Source organism: Enterococcus sp. HMSC072F02, assembly GCF_001837725.1.
Taxonomy (GTDB): domain Bacteria; phylum Bacillota; class Bacilli; order Lactobacillales; family Enterococcaceae; genus Enterococcus_B; species Enterococcus_B lactis.
Map to the genome: position 1 here is coordinate 17547 of NZ_KV833968.1, position 15316 is coordinate 32862.

Consider the following 15316-nt stretch of genomic DNA (forward strand, 5'->3'; position numbering starts at 1 on the left):
ATGTTAGTTTCATATAAATGGCTTAATCGTTATTTGGATTTATCGAATGTAACACCAAAAGAATTAGCGGATAAAATGTCTGTAACAGGAATCGAAGTCGAGGGAATCACGGTTCCAGAAGAAGGCTTGAAAAAAATCGTTGTCGGTGAAGTCAAGGAATGTGTACCACATCCAGATTCCGATCACCTTTCTATTTGTCAAGTCGATATTGGCGAAGACGAACTGTCTCAAATCGTTTGTGGAGCGCCTAATGTGAAGGTCGGAATCAAAGTGATTGTTGCGCTTCCTAACTCACGGATTGCTGGAAATGTGAAGATCAAAAAAGGGAAAATGCGTGGTCAAGTATCAAATGGCATGATTTGCTCGTTACAAGAAATTGGCTATTCAGACAGTGTTATACCGAAAGAATACGCTGAAGGTATCTATTATATGCCACAAGAAGCTGTAAATGGCGATCCAGTTTTTTCTTATTTAGATATGGATGATTCGATCATTGAATTGTCTATCACACCAAATCGTGCAGATGCATTGTCAATGCGTGGCGTAGCTTATGAAGTTGGAGCAATCTATCGTCAGACGCCTACATTCGATGACGAGAAATTAGTAGAATCATCACAACTTGCTAGCGATAAGATCCAAGTGACAGTTGAAGATAAAGAAGTCGTTCCTGCCTATCAAATCCGCATCATTGAAGGAGTAAGAATCCAACCAAGTCCTCAATGGCTGCAAAATCTTTTGATGAATGAAGGCATCCGCCCAATCAACAATGTAGTAGATGTGACGAACTATATTTTGCTTTTATTCGGACAACCACTACATGCATTTGACTACGACAAATTGAAATCAAACGAGATCCTTGTCCGACATGCAAAAGAAAATGAGACATTAGTCACGTTAGATGGAGAATCTCGGAAATTGACAACTGACAATCTTGTCATCACTAATGGCAAAGAACCAGTTGCTTTAGCTGGTGTCATGGGTGGATTAGATTCAGAGATCACGAATGAAACAACAACAGTGGCACTGGAATCTGCTTTGTTTGATCCAATTTCGATCCGTCGTACAGCAAAACAATTTAATTTGCGTAGCGAATCTTCTGCACGCTTTGAAAAAGGGATCAACCATGCAACTGTTGGAGAAGCCAGTGAGGTTGCTGCAGCAATGATCGTTTCTCTTGCAGGTGGGGAAGTTCTACAAGGCGCGGTCAAAGGTTCAGAGATTAAAGCAGAAGACGTATCAGTGAAGATTTCACTTGAACGCATCAATCAATATTTAGGAACATCTCTTGTCGTTAAAGAAGTAAATGAGATTTTTGAAGCACTTGGATTTGGCTATGAAGAAAAGGATCATGTTTATTCCGTAGTCGTACCACCAAGACGCTGGGATATCCAAATCGAAGCAGACATTATCGAAGAAGTTGCTCGTATTTATGGATACGACCAGTTGCCATCTACACTTCCAAGTGGAGAAACGGTTGCTGGAAGCTTGTCAAAAGAACAAGAAACTACTCGTAAAATTCGTACAATCTTTGAAGGAAGCGGATTGAGCGAAGCAATCAGTTATGCATTGACAACAGAAGAAAAATCAAGACAGTTTGTTATAAAAGAAAGTAATATTACACGTTTGGACTGGCCAATGAGCGAAGAACGTTCTGTATTACGAATGAATTTGATCAGCGGACTATTAGATGATATCAGTTATAACACTGCTCGAAAAAATACAGAGATTGCTTTATATGAAATCGGTCGGGTATTCTTCCAAGAAAATGATCCGCGCGCACATCTGCCACAAGAAGTAAAACATGCAGCAATCGCTATTTCTGGTGTTTGGGAAGAAAAAGATTGGCAGACGAAAGCACAAAACGTAGACTTTTTCACCATCAAAGGTCTTTTAGAAAACTTATTTGAACAACTAGGTATCCATGAAGATATCCATTATCAAACAGTGACAGAAATAAAAGAAATGCATCCTGGAAGAACTGCTGCGATTTACCTTGGCGAACAATTTATCGGTTTTGTCGGTCAAGTGCATCCGACAATTGCCAAAAGTTATGATATTCCAGAAACATATGTAGCTGAGTTTGATTTATCTGCTGTAGTGGAAGCTGCTCAAAAAGGAATCGTTTTTGAAGCAGTGACAAAATTCCCAGCAGTCAGCCGGGATATCGCTTTGCTTGTAAAAGAAACTGTGACAAATCAGGAATTAACAGAAGTTATCGATTCTGCTGCCGGAAGATTTTTAACAGATATCCAATTATTTGATGTCTATCAAGGAGAAAACATCGAAAAAGGACATAAATCCATGGCTTATAGCCTGACATTCGTCAATCCTGAAGCAACATTGACAGATGAAGAAATCAATAAAGCAATGGATAAGGTAACAAAAGCTTTGACAGAAACGCTTGGAGCAAGTATTCGTTAAAAGTTAGAAGCAAAATAGTTATCAGTCGTCCATGCTTTTGAAAATGTTTTTTTAAAAACACTTTATATAGAGTAGATACTTGAGCAGATCCATCTTCGGTTCTGCTCTTTTTTATTTTTCAGGTAGATTCCATAAATTTCTAAAATCAGAAAAATAGGTAGGTATCGAGCCGTCGTATTCACAGTGAAAGACTATCAATAACACTGCTATGTAAGTATGATAAAAAAGAGAAGATGAAATTGAAAAGGGAGAGTTTTATTACACAAGTAATTAGATTTTAAATGAACAGGAAAATCATTATTTTTATCGCTAATTTTCAAAGAACAGTTTTGGCTATATACTAATAAGAGGTTTATTGGATAAGAAATCATGACATTTAATCTGCTGAATATGGAAAAATGACCGAGGTGGTAATCCCAACCATTTTTTCTTAGTGTATCATTAATTGAATTTCAGACGTTTTGCACATGGCTACTTCAGAGATTAAAGGAGGTGGTAGTGGTGTTCATGTTAGTTGTTCTTGGTCTTTTATTAATAATCGTTGGTATTCAACTTAGAAGAGGCAAATGGTATGGAATAGTTGCTGGGAATACTTTTAAAGATAAACCGATTGAAGTTCAAAAAAAGGTGCATTAGGAGCTTCATCTATTGCTTTTTTTGTAGGAGGCTTTTTACTAATCGTTTATATTTTAATGTTTTTTGATATTCAAACTAGATTTTTAATCATTCCAGTAATTGTAATAGCGATAGTATATTCTTTGTTTACCTTATATAAATATCTTAAACACTTCATTAAATATGGAGAATAAAGGAACTATTTAGTAAGAAAAGAAATAGTAGAAAATCTATAAAAAACTACCAATAAAAATGAGGGGGACACAGCTTTTGGCCCTTCTTTGACGACAGTTGAACAAAATATCCGCACTTGAAAAAGGGAATGTCACTGAAGCTGTGGTCGCCACTCAGCCGATCAATGAATACGAAGATGCATTGAAAAAACTGATCAACTGTGAAAAGCAGTATACGACACTTCTTGAAGAAACCACTCAAGTGATCGACAAACAAGTCGTCACGGACTAAGAACTGGCCAATTATTTCAACTAAAGTGAAAGTCTCTGATTCTGATTTTGAACATCAAAAAACCGAACGATAGAGAGCGTACGCATGCAAGTAAGCAGCTACTCAACTATTGTTCGGTTTTTTGAGTTTGGTAATGATGTCACTAAGATGGATTCACCGGTGTATTAATGGAAGTAATTGATCCCCATTGCTGATTTTACTTCAGAAAGTGTTTGTGCAGCTACTTTAGCAGCTTCTTCACTACCTTTACGTAAGATTTCCATAACAGCTGAAGGATCTTTTTCCAATTCTTCTCGGCGCGCGCGGATCGGTGCAAATTCAGCTTCCAATACATCAATGAGGTATCGTTTGATCTTTACATCACCAAGTCCGCCGCGGCGGTAATGAGCTTTCATTTCTTCAATTGCTTCTTTATCTGTTCCGAATACATCCAAGTAGGTGAAGACCATATTCCCTTCTACTTGTCCAGGGTCTTGTACATGGATGTGGTTTGGATCAGTATACATACTCATGACTTTTTTCTTTAAGACATCGGCAGGATCGGAGATATAAATACCGTTTCCTAACGATTTACTCATTTTGCCATTTCCATCGATTCCAGGTAATCTACCCATTCCTTTTGGTGGGAATACGCCTTTTGGTTCCACCAAGACTTCACCATATGTATGATTGAAGCTTTGTACAATTTCCTGTGTCTGCTCTAGCATTGGTTTTTGATCCTCGCCAACAGGAACGAGATTCGCTTTGAATGCAGTGATATCTGCTGCTTGAGAAACAGGATAGATAAAAAATCCTGTAGGCACGCTTTCACCGAATTTCTTTTGTTCGATTTCTGTTTTGACAGTCGGATTGCGACGAACGCGTCCTACGCTGACCAAGTTCAAATAATACATGGTTAACTCAGCTAATTCCGGAATTTGTGATTGGATAAATAAAGTAGATTTTGCAGGATCTAATCCCACGGCTAAATAGTCTAAAGCAACTTGCAAGACATTGGATGAAACCTTCTCAGGATTTTTAGCATTATCGGTCAGTGCTTGCATGTCAGCAATCATGACAAACAGTTGGTTGTCTTCATCTGCTTGCATAGCCACTCGGGTTTTTAGAGAACCGACGTAATGCCCTAAATGCAGCTTCCCAGTTGGTCGATCTCCCGTTAAAATAATATTTTTCAAAAAAGACACCTCTTTACGATTTGTAAGTCTGAGCACTTAATATCTTACCGTTTTTCCTGACAAGAAACAACAGTTCCTAAGGAAAAAACAAGGAAAGAGGATAAAATAACTAATAGATTAGAAATGAAAGAAATATTTATGGGAGAATAAACGTTCTAAGAAACTTTACAAATTACTAAACTATCAGATATAATGTATTTTATTATACATCTTTAAAAGAAATCTTACTAAATAATAATGGGAGTGTAATTCTATGGCAATGATTAAATTTGATCACGTGGATAAATATTATGGCAAGTTCCACGCATTAAAAAATATCAATCTCGAATTCGAGAAAGGAGAAGTTGTCGTTGTCATTGGTCCTTCTGGTTCAGGAAAGAGCACGATGCTTCGCTGTATCAATGGATTAGAGACGATTTCTTCAGGCAAGCTACTAATTAATGATGCTGACTTGCATGATAAAAGGACAAAATTGACAGAAGTCCGAAAGAATATCGGCATGGTTTTCCAGCATTTCAATTTGTATCCTAATAAAACCGTTCTGGAAAATATTACATTAGCACCAATCAAAGTGTTAAAGCAAGACCAGGCAACTGCAATCAAAAACGCGGAGAAATTTCTGAAAACTGTCAATATGTTAGATAAGAAAGATTCTTATCCTTCCATGTTATCCGGTGGACAACAGCAACGGGTGGCAATCGCCAGAGGTTTAGCGATGAATCCTGAGATGCTCCTGTTTGATGAACCTACTTCTGCTTTGGATCCGGAAATGATTGGTGATGTATTGGACGTCATGAAAAAATTGGCGCATGATGGTATGTCAATGATTGTCGTGACGCATGAAATGGGCTTTGCCAAAGAAGTTGCGGATCGTGTCATCTTCATGGCTGACGGAGAAGTATTGGAAGATAGCAGAAATGTGAGAGACTTTTTCGAAAATCCAAATGAATTCCGAGCACAGCAATTTATCAGTAAAGTTATCAATCATTGATAGGAGGAAAAAGATGCGCAGGTTTAAAAAGATACGCCTGATTTTCCTTTTAGGCATTGCTTTTCTTGCACTAGCCGGATGTAAAGGAAATGGGTTGGCAAATGAAGATATTTTAGAGCGAAGCAAATCTACCAATGAAATCATCTGGGGTGTCAAATATGATACTCGATTATTTGGAATGATGGATATTGAGAGCAGAACCGTACAAGGATTTGATGTAGATATTGCAAAAGCTATCACTGAAAAGATCCTTGGTGAAAATGGAAAAGCGGAATTTGTTGAAGTCACTTCTAAAACGCGGATCCCGTTATTGAAAAACGGAAACATCGATGCAATCATTGCGACGATGACGATCACAGATGAACGAAAAAAACAAGTCGATTTTTCAGATGTCTATTTCGATGCTGGCCAAGCTTTGTTGGTAAAGAAGGGAAGCCGAATCAAAAGTGTAGATGATTTGAATGCTTCTACAACAGTTCTAGCAGTCAAAGGTTCTACGTCGGCTGCGAATATCCGACAGCATGCACCAGATGCAAACATTCTGGAATTGGAAAATTATGCAGAAGCATTTACTGCCTTACAATCTGGCCAGGGAGATGCGATGACTACGGATAATGCGATCTTGTTAGGGATTGCAGATGAAAATCCAGAGTACGAATTAGTCGGCGGAACGTTTACTAATGAACCTTATGGAATTGCAATCAACAAAGGACAAGAAAACTTCTTGAAAGCTGTTAACCAGGCGCTAGAGGAAATGCATGCAGATGGCACATACGATAAAATCTATCAAAAATGGTTTCCAAATGAAACTGAAGGAAAAGTAGAGTAAGGGGGAGAGGCAATGAGCGAATTGATACAGACTTATGGACCAATCTTTGTCGACGGGTTCAAGATCACATTGTTTTCGAGTGTCTTAGCACTTGTGTTTAGTTTGATTATCGGAACGTTGATGGCAATCTTCCAATTATCAAAGAATAAAATAGTGAGTGCCTTAGCAAAGGCATATGTAGAATTTTTTAGAAACATTCCATTATTGATTATCGTGATGTTTTTTTATGTTGTCGTACCGATTTATTGGTTTAATCTAGACGGATTTCAAGCTGGGACGATTGGATTGACTATCTATACATCCGCTTTTATTGCTGAAACGGTACGTTCAGGGATTCAAACCGTACCAAAAGGCCAAACAGAAGCAGGATTGTCTTCTGGATTTACCTATCCAGAAATTATGCGTTATATTGTTTTGCCGCAAGCATTCAAAATCGTTATTCCGCCATTAGGCAACCAATTTATTAATCTTGTGAAAAACTCGTCTATTTTAGCAATCGTAGCTGGTTTGGATTTGATGTATCAAGGAGACTTGATCGCCAGTGAAACATTCAATACCTTCGATACGTATATCATCGTTGGGTTATTTTACTTAGTTATTACGCTGCCGTTATCTTACTTAATGGTTTATCTTGAGAAAAAATGGGCGGTTCGTTCATAGAAGGAGGGGAAATACATGGATTTTAGCGGCGCTTTTTCATGGATGAATGTCCGTTTTTTATTGGAAGGATTAAAGGTTACTGTTGAAGTTTCATTGTTTTCGATCATTTTCAGTTTCTTGATTGGTGGTCTGGCAGGTGTGATTCGTTTTGCGAACATCCCTTTCTTGTCCAAAATCCTTGGTATTGTGATCGATATCATACGAAATCTTCCATTATTATTGATCATTTTCTTCACTTATTTTGCCTTGCCTCAGATTGGTATTCAGATGAACATCTTCTGGTCCACTGTTGCAGCATTGACGATCTTTGAATCAGCTATGCTGTCGGAGATTTTCCGAGCAGGACTTAATGCTGTTCCGAAAGGGCAGATGGAGGCAGGATTGTCAACAGGACTGACTTATGTAGAAACGATGCGGACGATCGTCTTGCCGCAAGCATTCAAATCAATGATTCCGGCAATTGTGAGCCAATTGATTTCACTGATTAAAGATACTTCATTAGCAGTAATCATTTCTTTACCTGAACTTTCTCATCAAGCACGTATTATTTATGGACAGAATACCAATTATGTGCTTCCGATGTTCATCATCATGACACTTATGTATTTCGTGGTGTGTTACGCGCTTTCTCTGCTTTCCGGTTACTTGGAAAAGAGACGGTACAGTTATTAATAGATGATTCTTTTAGCGGTTGTGGCAGACTAAAGTCACAACCGCTTTTCCTCTTTCCATTCGAAAAAAAGAGAGTTTGATTGTTTTAAGCAAGTGAGAGCACTTGAAAATTCACGCTAAAAAGTACACAATAGGGAGGATAGAATTTATTGAAAAAAAGGATGATACGATTGACAGATAATCGCCCTATCGGATTTATTGATTCAGGTGTCGGCGGCTTGACTGTAGTAAAAGAAGCCCTGAAACAATTACCGAATGAAAATATTTTATTTGTAGGAGACACAGCACGCTGCCCATATGGCCCTAGACCCGCGGAACAGGTAATCCAGTATACTTGGGAAATGACGGATTATCTGGTGGAGCAAGGAATCAAGATGCTAGTGATTGCTTGCAATACCGCAACTGCGGTTGCTTTAGAAGAAATCAAAGCTGCTCTTTCTATTCCAGTCATCGGTGTGATCCTTCCCGGTACAAGAGCGGCAGTAAAAAAAACACAAAATAAACAAGTTGGCATTATCGGTACGATTGGTACGGTAAAAAGTCAAGCTTATGAAAAAGCACTGAAAGAGAAAGTGCCAGAATTGACTGTGACAAGTCTTGCTTGTCCCAAATTTGTTTCAGTTGTCGAAAGTAATGAATACCATTCATCTGTGGCAAAAAAAATCGTGGCAGAAACATTAGCTCCGTTAACGACTAAAAAAATCGATACATTGATTTTGGGATGCACCCATTATCCATTATTACGCCCCATCATTCAAAATGTAGTGGGTGAAAATGTTCAACTGATCGATTCTGGAGCAGAAACAGTAGGTGAAGTATCTATGCTACTCGATTATTTCAATTTGAGCAATTCACCGCAAAATGGACGGACATTATGTCAGTTTTATACAACAGGATCTGCTAAACTTTTCCAAGAAATAGCCGAAGACTGGCTTGGAATCGGACACCTAAATGTAGATCATATTGAATTAGGAGGAAATAAGGATGCGTCATGACGGGAGAAAAGCCCAAGAGCTTCGTAAACTGGAGCTTCAAACAAATGTTTTCAAATATCCAGAGGGATCGGTTGTGATCCGTTTTGGTGATACAACAGTTATTTGTTCTGCAACAGTAGAGGATTCTGTACCGCCCTTTTTGAGAGAAACAGGAACAGGGTGGGTAACTGCTGAATACAGTATGCTACCTCGAGCAACGAGTACGAGAAATCGTAGAGAAAGCAGCAAAGGGAAACTTTCTGGTAGAACAATGGAAATCCAGCGTCTTATTGGTCGCTCCTTGCGTGCAGTAATAGACTTGGAAAAGCTGGGAGAGCGTAGTATCATCATAGACTGCGATGTGATCCAAGCGGATGGCGGAACTAGAACAGCTAGCATCACTGGGGCATTCGTCGCGTTGAGACTAGCAATTGAAAAGCTTTTAAGAGAAAAGGAATTGTCAGAAGATCCAATTAAAGAGCATCTTGCTGCAGTTAGCGTAGGGATCTTGCCGGATGGGACTTGCGTGACAGATTTGGACTATCAAGAAGATTCCGCAGCACTTGTAGATATGAATCTCGTGATGACAGAATCAGGAAAATTCGTGGAGATTCAAGGAACTGGAGAAGAAGCAACGTTTGATGGAGAACAGTTGAATGAAATGCTCTTTTTTGGAAAAAACGCGATTGAAGATTTGATCAAAGAGCAAAAACATGCTTTGCTAACAGAATTTGCTCAAGATAATGAGCGGATAGAAGAAACAAAAACAATCATCATTGCGACAAGAAATCCAGGAAAAGCAGAAGAGTTTCGAAATATGTTCAAAGAAGCGGGATATCATGTAAAAACATTACTTGACTATCCTGAATTGCCAGATGTAGAAGAAACTGGCAGCACATTTGAAGAAAATGCCCGATTAAAAGCAGAAACGATTGCACAATTACTTGATCAACCAGTCTTAGCAGATGATTCAGGTTTGAAAGTGGATGCATTAGGCGGTATGCCAGGAATCTATTCTGCACGTTTTGCAGGGGAACAAAAAAGTGATGCGGGGAATAACGCCAAATTATTATATGAATTGACAGATGTACCAGATGAAAAAAGAACAGCACAATTCCATTGTACACTAGTATTCGCGGCACCAAAAAAAGATAGCCTTGTAGTAGAAGCGGAATGGCCCGGTCGAGTAGCCCGTATACCATCTGGCGAAAACGGCTTTGGGTATGATCCTTTATTTATCCCAGAAGGTAAGAAACAAACAGCAGCAGAATTATCGAGCGAAGAAAAAAACAAGATCAGTCATCGGGCTCAAGCAATGAAAAAATTGAGTGCCGAGTGGAAACAATGGCTGGAAGGAGAGAGATAGATGCGGTATTTAGTAGTAAGTGATAATCATGGGGACAGAGATATCCTCGTTGACTTAGTAGATCGCTATCGTTCTGAAGTGGATATCTTTTTCCATTGTGGTGATTCGGAATTAGAAGCTTCTGACCCATTATGGGATACATTCCAAGTGGTTCAAGGTAATTGTGATTATGGACCAGGATTCGAACAGAAAAAAGTGATCCAAACTGGTCAGGATACAGTATTCATGACTCATGGTCATTTATCGAATGTCCGATTTGGTTTGACACAGTTAGCAATCGAAGCTCGAGCTGCAAATGCCGATATGGTATTTTTTGGTCATACCCATCAAATAGGCTGTGAGATGGATCAGAAAATCCTATTTTTGAATCCTGGAAGCATTTCTCAACCTAGAGGCCCGATCCAAATCCCATCATATGCTCTTATTGAAAGTTTAGATGACCAAATTTCTGTTCAATACTATAACCGTGCCCATCAGGCAGTTGAAGAGTTGGCCTTTTCTTTTTCGAGAGAGCGCTGAATAAAAAAACTCTAATTTTTAATAAAAATAAGCTTTATTTTGTGAATTTTGCATCCGGTTTCGGTAAAATAGTAGTGTTGAATGAAATAGAAATGGAGGCCATCAGATGATTGGACCTATAGTAAGAGAAATGCTGCTGGAAAATCAGGAAACGTTTTTGATTCCTGCAGAAAATGTGGCAAATGTTATGTATCATCATCCATTATCCCATGGTTTACTTGTCTTATCGAAGGTCGGTTATTCCAAAATTCCTGTATTAGGAAAAGATGATCACTTTGTAGGACTAGTAAGTTTATCAGATGTGGTCAATAAAATGATTGACTTGCAAACAATCAGCATGGATCCCTTAGAAGGACTAACAGTTGCTGATGTAACAGAAACGGATGTTCCGACGATTGATGAAAATTGGGAACTAGAAGAAGTACTCCATTTGTTAGTTGATTCGCCTTTTTTACCGGTTGTCACAGAAGAACGGGTTTTCAAAGGAATCATCACAAGGAAAGAGCTGCTTAAAGCCGTAAACTTCATGGTGCATGAATTAGAACGTCGCAATATATTGTCTCCAAAAATCGAAGAATTAAAAGAACAAATCGATATTGTGAGCTAAAGAACGAGAAACTGAAAGATAATCAAAAAATAAGTAGAAACAAAAGCGTACCAGTTTTGACTTTATCTTGAAAAAGAGGCTGGGACAGAAGCGTTTAACTCCAAGAAATAAGAAGAAATTCACGAAAATTGCTTTTCAAATTTTTGTGAATTTCAGCTATTTCCGAAGAATTTGCTTCTACTTCCGCCGTTTATACGTGTTTAGAGCGTGGGACAAAAGTGTTCTTTACTTTTGTCCCACGCTCTTTTTAGTGAGATCCGTTGCATCGTTTGACCAAATTATTTTCCGACAGCAATTGGACTGTTCGGAATCGTGAACCCAGAAGCTGTCAATTCTTTGACATAGGAGCTCAAAAACTCTTCTTTTAAGGCATATTGTTTTCCGTTCAATGCGTAGCAGACCGTACGAATAGCAAAATTACTATTACCAAGATCCACTAAACCAAATATGGAAGGTTCAGTTTGAAGCTCTTCTTGGTATTTTTCAGCTAATGTATGATTTACTCGATCAATGATCTCATAGATTTTGTCATATCCTTCTTCAGGAACGATCCGGATATCTAAAAGTACTTGCATATTTGCACGAGAAAGATTGCTGATCGTGGTGATGTTTCGATTCGGGATGAAATGGACAGTACCATCCGTTGCTTTTAGCTGAAGGGTACGGATACCAACAGATACGACGGTTCCTTCAATCGTTAAGTTTGCTAACTTGATGTAGTCTCCAACATCCATCTGTTGTTCCATGATAATAAAAAATCCGGTAATAACATCACTCATGAACCCTTGGGCACCAAGACCGATCGCCACACCTGCAATTCCGGCACCAGCCAAAAGTGATCCGATCGGTACACCGATAGCAGATAAAATTGCATAGATAAAGAAGAAACCAAGGGTATAATGAAAAATAGTATTTAAAAGACTATGTAAAGTCTTTAAGCGGCTCTCGTTTAGAATGGCTTTTTTAGAATACTGATTAAAAGACTTATCAATCAGATATTTTCCCACACGGTGAAGAATCCAAAAAAGGATGATCAAAAAAACCAGATATAAACTTTTTTGGATAAAGGCAGCCAAAATAGCGTCCCAATCAATCCCGTCCCAAAACCGCTGAAACGCATTTACTTTGCTGACAGCTTGATCTGTCAATGTCTCGCCAGAAGAGTCTGTCGTACCGGCAGTTGCTAATAATGAAAACATAAAATCCTCTTTTCTAAAATTTGATTCTTTCTGTATTGTACCAAGAAGTTTTCAAAAAAGGAAATAGCAAAAATAACTATAATGAAGGAAAAAAGCTGAAAATAAAATGACAAACAATATGGATAATGATAAAATGTGGAGAAAATAACGAAGGTGGTAAATATATGCAAATCGATTGGAATAATTTAGGATTTTCTTATATCAAAACTCCTTGGCGTTTCATTGCCAAATGGAAAGACGGACAATGGGAAGAAGGGGAATTGACAGAAGATAATTACCTGACGATTCATGAAGGCTCTCCAGCGCTTCATTATGGTCAGCAATGTTTTGAAGGTCTAAAAGCTTATCGTCGAAAAGACGGGAAGGTCAATCTCTTTCGACCTGAACAAAATAGTCGTCGGATGAATCAAAGTGCTAGACGCTTGCTGATGCCGATGGTCCCTGAAAAAATGTTCGTTGATGCTGTTAAGCAAGTGGTAAAAGCAAATGAAGCTTTCGTGCCTCCGTATGGAACAGGCGCTACATTATACTTGCGTCCTTTACTGATTGGGGTCGGTGAAAACATCGGTGTCCATCCTGCTCCAGAATACTTATTTGTCGTCTTCTGTACGCCAGTAGGAGCGTATTTCAAAGGTGGGCTAAAACCAACGAACTTTATTGTATCTGATTACGATCGTGCTGCTCCTAAGGGAACTGGCGCAGCAAAAGTCGGCGGAAATTACGCAGCAAGTTTACTTCCAGGAACAGAAGCAAAAGAACTGGATTACTCAGATTGTGTTTATCTTGATCCAGCCACACACACGAAAATCGAAGAAGTAGGGGCAGCAAATTTCTTTGGGATTACGAAAGACGGAAAATTCATCACCCCGCAATCGCCATCTATCTTACCAAGTATCACGAAATATTCTTTGCTGCAATTAGCTGAAGAACGACTAGGACTTCAAGCAATAGAAGGAGATATTTTCATTGATGATCTAGATCAATTTGCAGAAGCTGGTGCATGTGGTACAGCGGCTGTTATTTCTCCAATCGGCGGGATTTATCACAATAACAACCTGCATGTATTTTATAGCGAAACGGAAGTAGGACCAGTAACCAAGCGGTTGTATGATGAATTGACAGGTATTCAATTCGGGGACATAGAAGCACCAGAAGGCTGGATTGAAGTCGTGGAATAATTTCAAAGTAATAAGTTGAAAAAACGTAAAAAAGAAAAAATCAGGAAGAGACTTTAAAAAGTTTTTTCCTGATTTTTATATGTTTTACTTTAAAGAATGCAACAAAAGGGTTATGAAAGATGGACACCTTTGTCAACGTAGATAATATCACCGATGATTCCGCTGGAAAGAGGACTAATCAAGAAAGCACAAACATTACCGACTTCTTCGATCGTTACACCTTGCTGATCAGGCGTACGAGATTCAGATAACTGGATCAGTTTTTGATAGTCTTTAACCCCTGTAACAGCTAATGTTTTGATTGCTCCAGCTGAAATACCATTGACTCGGATGCCTTTAGGTGAAAATTCAGCTGCCAAATAACGGATAGCTGCTTCAAGAGAAGCTTTCGCGATACCCATCATGTTATAATTCGGGATTGCGCGCTCTGAACCTAGATAAGTCATGCTAACGATTCCGCTATTTGGTGCAAGAAACGGTTGTGCGTATTTTGATACAGCAATCAAAGAGTAGCTACTGATATCTTGAGCTAATTGATAGCCGTCTCTGGAAATATCAGACACATTTCCAGACAATTCTTCTTTGTTGGCGTAAGCAACTGCATGGACAAGGCCGTGGATCTCTCCAGCATATTCACCGATGGCATTCATTGCTTTTTCGATGCTTTCGTCGCTAGAAACATCACATTCTACAGTGAATGCTTCTTCGCCGACCAATTTGACTAATGATTTTTTCATTCGTTCATTTTGGTAAGTATAGATAATCTCTGCCCCTTGTTTCAACATTGCTTCAGCGCACCCCCAAGCAATGCTTTTTTTGTTAGCGACGCCCATGATGACGATTTTTTTTCCTTCTAGAAATGACATAATGACTCTCCTTTGTTTCTGATAAAAATTTGATAGTCGTAAAAAATAGAAAATAATAGCTAAAATAACTTCTTGATTTCTTAATTATTAGTCAAAATGTTTTGATTGTCAAACTATTTTTTCTTAAATTAAAAAAAGATTGCTAAATATTTAGGAATATGATACTTTGATAGTCAAAGTAATGAAAATGGCAATTGCCTGAAAGAAGGAGTTTAGTTATGTCTTACGTATTATCTGCTACTGAAGTAATGGACTTGATCCCTAATCGTTATCCTATTTGTTATATTGATTATGTAGATACATTAGAACCAGGAAAAAAGATCGTGGCGACAAAAAATGTAACGATCAATGAAGATTTTTTCCAAGGTCACTTTCCTGACAATCCAGTGATGCCGGGTGCGTTGATCCTAGAAACACTGGCACAAGCAGGTTCGATTCTTATCCTAAAATCAGAAGAGTTCCTAGGAAAACGAGCTTATATAGGTGGAATCAATAAGGCCAAATTCCGTCAAAAAGTTGTTCCAGGAGATGTACTGAAATGTCATTTTGAAATCACCAAAATGAAGGGGTCAGTCGGTACAGCGTTATCTGCAGCATATGTAGATGATAAAAAAGTCTGTGAGTGTGAATTCACGTTCATCGTCAACCAAAATGCTTGATCATAAAAAAGTTGTTATAGAAAAATAGAAGGATGCTTACCTGCTTTTTTATGTAAAAAGAAGACGTCTGAATCTAGCACATTTTGTCATATTTGCTAGATTCAGACGTTATTTTTATGT

Annotated in this window: 16 protein-coding genes; 13 read left to right on the forward strand and 3 right to left on the reverse strand. The window is 38.4% G+C overall.

The genetic code is table 11. The annotated features are described in order from the left end of the window. From pheT to HMPREF2731_RS15125, 3 genes are all read left to right on the forward strand, one after another. Entirely contained in the window at positions 1 to 2421 is a 2421-nt protein-coding gene (pheT, locus tag HMPREF2731_RS10365) for a phenylalanine--tRNA ligase subunit beta (protein WP_002309416.1), read from the forward strand. A 501-nt stretch (positions 2422 to 2922) separates the two neighbouring features. After that, a complete protein-coding gene (locus HMPREF2731_RS15380; RefSeq protein ID WP_002292952.1) occupies positions 2923 to 3057 on the forward strand; it encodes a hypothetical protein in 135 nt (44 codons plus the stop codon). Positions 3058 to 3327: 270 nt separating this feature from the next. Then, the gene (locus HMPREF2731_RS15125) at positions 3328 to 3501 is read left to right on the forward strand and encodes a hypothetical protein (RefSeq protein ID WP_002309415.1); all 174 of its coding nucleotides are present in this window, start codon (positions 3328 to 3330) and stop codon (positions 3499 to 3501) included. A gap of 164 nt (positions 3502 to 3665) precedes the next feature. Here the strand turns inward: HMPREF2731_RS15125 and trpS are convergent, their stop codons facing one another. Then, entirely contained in the window at positions 3666 to 4676 is a 1011-nt protein-coding gene (gene trpS / locus HMPREF2731_RS10370) for a tryptophan--tRNA ligase (protein WP_002309414.1), read from the reverse strand. A gap of 253 nt (positions 4677 to 4929) precedes the next feature. Between trpS and HMPREF2731_RS10375 the strand changes: the two genes are divergently transcribed. The 8 genes from HMPREF2731_RS10375 (at position 4930) to cbpB (ending at position 11294) form a co-directional block, all read left to right on the forward strand. After that, on the forward strand, positions 4930 to 5667 hold the full coding sequence (locus HMPREF2731_RS10375; RefSeq protein WP_070872912.1) for an amino acid ABC transporter ATP-binding protein: 738 nt from the start codon (positions 4930 to 4932) through the stop codon (positions 5665 to 5667). Between the two features lie 13 nt (positions 5668 to 5680). Then, positions 5681 to 6496 (forward strand): transporter substrate-binding domain-containing protein, encoded by an 816-nt coding sequence (locus HMPREF2731_RS10380; RefSeq protein WP_002313815.1) that lies wholly within the window; start codon positions 5681 to 5683, stop codon positions 6494 to 6496. Between the two features lie 12 nt (positions 6497 to 6508). Continuing rightward, positions 6509 to 7156, forward strand: a complete 648-nt coding sequence (locus HMPREF2731_RS10385) for an amino acid ABC transporter permease (protein WP_002313814.1) — start codon at positions 6509 to 6511, stop codon at positions 7154 to 7156. A 15-nt stretch (positions 7157 to 7171) separates the two neighbouring features. After that, the gene (locus HMPREF2731_RS10390) at positions 7172 to 7828 is read left to right on the forward strand and encodes an amino acid ABC transporter permease (protein ID WP_070872914.1); all 657 of its coding nucleotides are present in this window, start codon (positions 7172 to 7174) and stop codon (positions 7826 to 7828) included. Positions 7829 to 7989: 161 nt separating this feature from the next. Continuing rightward, positions 7990 to 8823, forward strand: a complete 834-nt coding sequence (racE, locus tag HMPREF2731_RS10395; protein ID WP_002316225.1) for a glutamate racemase — start codon at positions 7990 to 7992, stop codon at positions 8821 to 8823. Then, positions 8813 to 10168, forward strand: coding sequence for a ribonuclease PH (gene rph / locus HMPREF2731_RS10400; protein ID WP_002309406.1), 1356 nt, complete (start codon positions 8813 to 8815; stop codon positions 10166 to 10168). Before racE ends, rph begins: the two co-directional genes overlap by 11 nt. Beyond that, positions 10169 to 10687: a metallophosphoesterase gene (locus HMPREF2731_RS10405; protein WP_002309405.1), complete on the forward strand. Its 519-nt coding sequence runs from the start codon at positions 10169 to 10171 to the stop codon at positions 10685 to 10687. A 106-nt stretch (positions 10688 to 10793) separates the two neighbouring features. Beyond that, positions 10794 to 11294: a cyclic-di-AMP-binding protein CbpB gene (gene cbpB / locus HMPREF2731_RS10410; RefSeq protein ID WP_002309404.1), complete on the forward strand. Its 501-nt coding sequence runs from the start codon at positions 10794 to 10796 to the stop codon at positions 11292 to 11294. A 278-nt stretch (positions 11295 to 11572) separates the two neighbouring features. Here cbpB and HMPREF2731_RS10415 read toward each other — a convergent pair whose 3' ends face one another. Beyond that, positions 11573 to 12493 (reverse strand): mechanosensitive ion channel family protein, encoded by a 921-nt coding sequence (locus HMPREF2731_RS10415; protein ID WP_002313813.1) that lies wholly within the window; start codon positions 12491 to 12493, stop codon positions 11573 to 11575. Between the two features lie 125 nt (positions 12494 to 12618). Here HMPREF2731_RS10415 and HMPREF2731_RS10420 point away from each other — a divergent pair, with 125 nt between their 5' ends. Next, positions 12619 to 13671, forward strand: coding sequence for a branched-chain amino acid aminotransferase (locus HMPREF2731_RS10420; RefSeq protein ID WP_002316226.1), 1053 nt, complete (start codon positions 12619 to 12621; stop codon positions 13669 to 13671). A gap of 110 nt (positions 13672 to 13781) precedes the next feature. Here the strand turns inward: HMPREF2731_RS10420 and fabI are convergent, their stop codons facing one another. Further along, positions 13782 to 14537, reverse strand: a complete 756-nt coding sequence (gene fabI, locus HMPREF2731_RS10425; protein ID WP_002309397.1) for an enoyl-ACP reductase FabI — start codon at positions 14535 to 14537, stop codon at positions 13782 to 13784. Between the two features lie 218 nt (positions 14538 to 14755). Between fabI and fabZ the strand changes: the two genes are divergently transcribed. Then, the gene (fabZ, locus tag HMPREF2731_RS10430) at positions 14756 to 15196 is read left to right on the forward strand and encodes a 3-hydroxyacyl-ACP dehydratase FabZ (RefSeq protein WP_002309395.1); all 441 of its coding nucleotides are present in this window, start codon (positions 14756 to 14758) and stop codon (positions 15194 to 15196) included. The last annotated feature ends 120 nt before the right edge of the window (positions 15197 to 15316 follow it).

Coding starts and splice junctions, on each gene's coding strand:
- HMPREF2731_RS10390 (WP_070872914.1), top strand. CDS start 7,172: ATGGATTTTAGCGGCGCTTTTTCATGGATGAATGTCCGTTTTTTATTG.
- cbpB (WP_002309404.1), top strand. CDS start 10,794: ATGATTGGACCTATAGTAAGAGAAATGCTGCTGGAAAATCAGGAAACG.
- rph (WP_002309406.1), top strand. CDS start 8,813: ATGCGTCATGACGGGAGAAAAGCCCAAGAGCTTCGTAAACTGGAGCTT.
- fabZ (WP_002309395.1), top strand. CDS start 14,756: ATGTCTTACGTATTATCTGCTACTGAAGTAATGGACTTGATCCCTAAT.
- pheT (WP_002309416.1), top strand. CDS start 1: ATGTTAGTTTCATATAAATGGCTTAATCGTTATTTGGATTTATCGAAT.
- HMPREF2731_RS10385 (WP_002313814.1), top strand. CDS start 6,509: ATGAGCGAATTGATACAGACTTATGGACCAATCTTTGTCGACGGGTTC.
- racE (WP_002316225.1), top strand. CDS start 7,990: ATGATACGATTGACAGATAATCGCCCTATCGGATTTATTGATTCAGGT.
- HMPREF2731_RS10415 (WP_002313813.1), bottom strand. CDS start 12,493: ATGTTTTCATTATTAGCAACTGCCGGTACGACAGACTCTTCTGGCGAG.
- HMPREF2731_RS10420 (WP_002316226.1), top strand. CDS start 12,619: ATGATAAAATGTGGAGAAAATAACGAAGGTGGTAAATATATGCAAATC.
- HMPREF2731_RS10375 (WP_070872912.1), top strand. CDS start 4,930: ATGGCAATGATTAAATTTGATCACGTGGATAAATATTATGGCAAGTTC.
- HMPREF2731_RS10405 (WP_002309405.1), top strand. CDS start 10,169: ATGCGGTATTTAGTAGTAAGTGATAATCATGGGGACAGAGATATCCTC.
- fabI (WP_002309397.1), bottom strand. CDS start 14,537: ATGTCATTTCTAGAAGGAAAAAAAATCGTCATCATGGGCGTCGCTAAC.
- HMPREF2731_RS10380 (WP_002313815.1), top strand. CDS start 5,681: ATGCGCAGGTTTAAAAAGATACGCCTGATTTTCCTTTTAGGCATTGCT.